Source organism: Pseudomonas sp. Sample_24, assembly GCF_004307605.1.
GTDB lineage: Bacteria > Pseudomonadota > Gammaproteobacteria > Pseudomonadales > Pseudomonadaceae > Aquipseudomonas.
This window is the reverse complement of the sequence record NZ_RCNW01000142.1, coordinates 1-1,411: the sequence shown is the minus strand read 5'-3', so window position 1 is coordinate 1,411 and position 1,411 is coordinate 1. Positions and strand designations below refer to the sequence as shown.

Genomic DNA, 1,411 nt, shown 5'->3' with positions numbered 1-1,411 from the left:
TTGTTTATCGGTCTTCTCGGCAGCGCCTACCTGCATTTGCTGGTAATCGGCGTCACCGACTGGAGCATCTGGGTAGCGTTCGCGTTGTCCCTGGTGTGGCTGTTGGCTGTGATGCGTTGGGGCTAGTCGAATCGCTCGGCAATGTTGCTCCGAAACTTAAACAGGAGGTCTCTATGTTCGACAAAAACAATAAGCTGCGACATAGCATTTCATTGGCAGCCATGCTGGCACTCAGCGGTTTGAGCGCTTCGGCCTGGGCCGATGCCTACGAAGATGCCGCAAAGAAATGGATCGGCAGTGAATTCAAGCCGTCCACCCTGACGGCCGATCAACAACTCGAAGAACTGAAGTGGTTCATCAAGGCCGCGGAGCCGTTTCGCGGGATGAGCATCAAAGTGGTATCGGAAACCATCGCCACTCACGAGTATGAGTCCAAGGTGCTGGCCAAGGCTTTCAGTGAGATCACCGGGATCAAGCTGACCCACGACTTGCTGCAGGAAGGCGACGTGGTGGAAAAGCTGCAGACCCAGATGCAGTCGGACAAGAACATCTATGACGGCTGGGTCAACGACTCGGACTTGATCGGTACGCACTTCCGCTACGGCAAGACTGAATCGATCACCGACCTGATGGCCAACGAAGGCAAGAACTTCACTTCGCCGACCCTGGATATCAAGGACTTCATCGGCATCTCCTTCACTACCGCACCGGACGGCAAAATCTACCAATTGCCTGACCAGCAATTCGCCAACCTGTACTGGTTCCGCGCCGACTGGTTCGAACGTGCGGACCTCAAAGCCAAGTTCAAGGAAAAGTACGGCTACGAATTGGGCGTGCCGGTGAACTGGTCAGCCTATGAAGACATCGCCAAGTTCTTCACTGAAGACGTCAAGGAAATCGACGGCAAACGCGTCTACGGGCACATGGACTACGGCAAGAAAGACCCTTCCCTGGGCTGGCGCTTCACCGATGCCTGGTTCTCCATGGCCGGTGGCGGCGACAAGGGTATTCCGAACGGATTGCCGGTGGACGAGTGGGGTATCCGCGTCGAGAATTGCCATCCGGTCGGTTCCAGCGTGACTCGTGGCGGCGACACCAACGGCCCGGCGGCGGTGTTCGCGACCACCAAATACGTGGACTGGATGAAGAAGTACGCGCCACCGGAAGCGGCGGGCATGACCTTCTCCGAGTCCGGGCCGGTGCCATCCCAAGGCAACATCGCCCAGCAGATTTTCTGGTACACCGCATTTACCGCCGACATGACCAAACCGGGTCTGGCGGTGATGAACGCCGATGGCACGCCGAAATGGCGCATGGCGCCGTCGCCACGCGGACCGTACTGGGAAGAGGGCATGAAGCTGGGCTATCAGGACGTGGGTTCGTGGACGTTCATGAAATCCACGCCTGAGAA

At 57.4% G+C, this 1,411-nt stretch carries 2 protein-coding genes; both read left to right on the top strand.

Annotated elements, in window-relative coordinates:
• The coding region (locus D8V06_RS06690; protein ID WP_241667788.1) for a DUF2160 family membrane protein at window positions 1-126 on the top strand (126 nt) is incomplete at its 5' end.
• Window positions 127-173: 47 nt separating this feature from the next.
• The coding region (locus D8V06_RS06685; protein ID WP_130930653.1) for an ABC transporter substrate-binding protein at window positions 174-1,411 on the top strand (1,238 nt) is incomplete at its 3' end.